The organism is Streptomyces sp. 13-12-16, from assembly GCF_002114215.1.
In the GTDB taxonomy this organism is placed as follows: domain Bacteria; phylum Actinomycetota; class Actinomycetes; order Streptomycetales; family Streptomycetaceae; genus Streptomyces.
Genome location: NZ_NCTE01000576.1, coordinates 1 through 2,378 on the forward strand (window position 1 = coordinate 1; position 2,378 = coordinate 2,378).

The following is a 2,378-nucleotide window of genomic DNA, read 5'->3' on the forward strand; positions in this document are numbered from 1 at the left end:
ACGCGGCAAGTACCAGGGCATGATGGCCGCCGTGATGGCGCTGGCGATGATCGGCGGACCCCTGGTCGGCGGCACCATCACCGACAACTGGGGCTGGCGCTGGGCCTTCTACATCAACCTGCCGCTCGGCGCGATCGCGCTGGCCGCCGTCGGCGCCGTGCTGCACCTGCCGAAGAAGCGGGCCAAGGCCGGCATCGACTACCTCGGGGTCGCGCTGCTGACCGTCGGCATCACCGCCGTCGTGCTCGTCACCACCTGGGGCGGCACGGAGTACGCCTGGACCTCCGCGCGGATCATGGAACTGATCGGCCTCGGCGTCGCGTCCCTCGTGGGCTTCGTGTTCTGGCAGACCAGGGCCGCCGAACCGGTGGTGCCGCTGCACATCTTCCGCAGCCGCAACTTCACGCTGATGTCCGTCATCGGCTTCATCACCGGCTTCGTGATGTTCGGCGCGACGCTCTTCCTGCCGCTCTACCAGCAGGCCGTGCAGGGCGCCTCCGCCACCAACTCCGGCCTGCTGCTCCTGCCGATGCTCGGCGCGATGCTGGTCACCTCGATGGTGGCGGGCCGGGTCACCACCGACACCGGCCGGTACAAGGTCTTCCCGGTGCTCGGCAGCGCGCTGATGATCGTCGGCCTGTACCTGCTGTCCACGATGGACACCGGGACCTCCCGGTTCACCTCCGGTGTCTTCATGGCCGTGGTCGGCCTCGGCATGGGCTGCCTGATGCAGATCACCATGCTGGTCGCGCAGAACAGCGTCGAGATGAAGGACATGGGCGTGGCCTCCTCGACCACCACCCTGTTCCGCACCCTCGGCTCCTCCTTCGGCGTCGCGATCATGGGCGCGCTGTTCAACCACCGCGTCCAGGACGTCATGGCCGAGAAGGCCGGCTCGCTGGGCTCCAAGGTGACCGAGCAGTCCGCCCAGCTGGACGCCGCGAGCCTGGCGAAGCTGCCGGAGGCGGCCCGCGAGGCGTACCAGCACGCGGTGTCCTCGGGCACCCACTCGGCGTTCCTCCTGGGCGCGGTGATCGCGGTGCTCTCGCTGGCGGCGGCGGTCTTCGTCAAGGAGGTCCCGCTGAAGGGCGCGGGCCCCCAGAAGGACGGCACCGACGACGGCGCACCGGCACCGGTGGCGGTGACCGAGCCCGTCTGACCCTCCTCCCGAGCGGCCCGAAGGCCCCCGGCGGCGCACCCGCGCCTCCGGGGGCCTTCCCGTGCGCCGGGCCGGACCCGTTGTCGGACCCCCGTGCCACCATCGGTCACATGGACAAGGCACGGCAGCTGAGGCTGGCCAAGGACGCGATGGACCGGGACTGGGCCGACCCGGACCTCGACCTGGCCGCGGTCGCCGCGCACGCCGGATACTCGCGCTACCACTTCATACGCGCCTTCAGGGAGGCCTACGGCGAGACACCGGGCCAGTACCTCACGCACCGGCGGATCGAGCGCGCCGAGGACCTGCTGCGCACCGCGAACCTGTCGGTGACGGAGATCTGCCACCTGGTCGGTTTCAGCAGCCTGGGCACGTTCTCGGCACGGTTCAAGACCTGGACCGGCCTCACCCCCAGCGAGTACCGCACGAAGCACGTGGGGCGCGGTGCCGCCCTGATCCCGGGCTGCTACGCCATGCACTGGCTCGGCGGCCACCGGCCCGGGCCGGGCAGGGCGGGGGCACGGCGCAATTCCGGAGAAGCGGACTGACGGCGGCGCTGCCTACGGTGACAGGGCACCGGAGGAACGGCCGCGAAACGGGAGTACGCCATGATCAAGGGGCTCGCCATCACCACCGTCTGGGTCCTCGACCAGGACCGGGCGAAGGAGTTCTACACCGAGAAGCTGGGCCTGGAGGTCCGCACCGACATGACCCTGGGCGAGGGCGGCATGCGCTGGCTCACCGTCGGCTCGCCGAAGCAGCCCGACGTCGAGCTGACGCTGATGGTCCCCGGTACGGGCATGGACCCCGAGTCCGCCGAGATGATCAGGAAACTGGTGTCCAAGGGGGTGCTCGGACCCGGCGTGCTGACCACCGACGACATCCACGGCGACTACGCCGAACTCAAGGCCCGCGGGGTCGAGTTCCTCCAGGAGCCGCAGGAGCGCCCGTACGGCACCGAGGCACTGTTCCGCGACGACTCCGGCAACTGGTTCTCCTTCACCCAGCCCCGCGAGGGCGGCCTCGACACGGACAAGGAGTGGTCCTGCTGAACCGCCCCCGCTACTGGGCCAGTACGGGATAGCTCCCGGTGTTCGTCGGCGCGTGCTCGGGCAGCCACAGCACGGCGACCGCGCCCTCGGCCGGTGCGTCGTCCGGGGCCCCCGGGGGCCGTACGTTGCGGAAGGTCAGCCGCGCGCCCAGGACCCGCGCCTGCCCC

The 2,378-nt window shown here is 70.8% G+C and carries 3 protein-coding genes and 1 pseudogene; 3 read left to right on the plus strand and 1 reads right to left on the minus strand.

The window, feature by feature from the left end; translation table 11 throughout:
• From B7767_RS23085 to B7767_RS23095, 3 genes are all read left to right on the plus strand, one after another.
• The coding region (locus B7767_RS23085) for an MFS transporter (RefSeq protein WP_085573874.1) at positions 1–1,159 on the plus strand (1,159 nt) is incomplete at its 5' end.
• A 110-nt stretch (positions 1,160–1,269) separates the two neighbouring features.
• The gene (locus B7767_RS23090; RefSeq protein ID WP_085573875.1) at positions 1,270–1,707 is read left to right on the plus strand and encodes a helix-turn-helix transcriptional regulator; all 438 of its coding nucleotides are present in this window, start codon (positions 1,270–1,272) and stop codon (positions 1,705–1,707) included.
• A 60-nt stretch (positions 1,708–1,767) separates the two neighbouring features.
• Complete coding sequence (locus B7767_RS23095) at positions 1,768–2,211, plus strand: VOC family protein (RefSeq protein WP_085573876.1); 444 nt, start codon at positions 1,768–1,770, stop codon at positions 2,209–2,211.
• A 10-nt stretch (positions 2,212–2,221) separates the two neighbouring features.
• Here the strand turns inward: B7767_RS23095 and B7767_RS48265 are convergent.
• Positions 2,222–2,378, minus strand: a pseudogene (locus B7767_RS48265) (two-component sensor histidine kinase); the annotation flags it as partial.

Coding starts and splice junctions, on each gene's coding strand:
- B7767_RS23090 (WP_085573875.1), top strand. CDS start 1,270: ATGGACAAGGCACGGCAGCTGAGGCTGGCCAAGGACGCGATGGACCGG.
- B7767_RS23095 (WP_085573876.1), top strand. CDS start 1,768: ATGATCAAGGGGCTCGCCATCACCACCGTCTGGGTCCTCGACCAGGAC.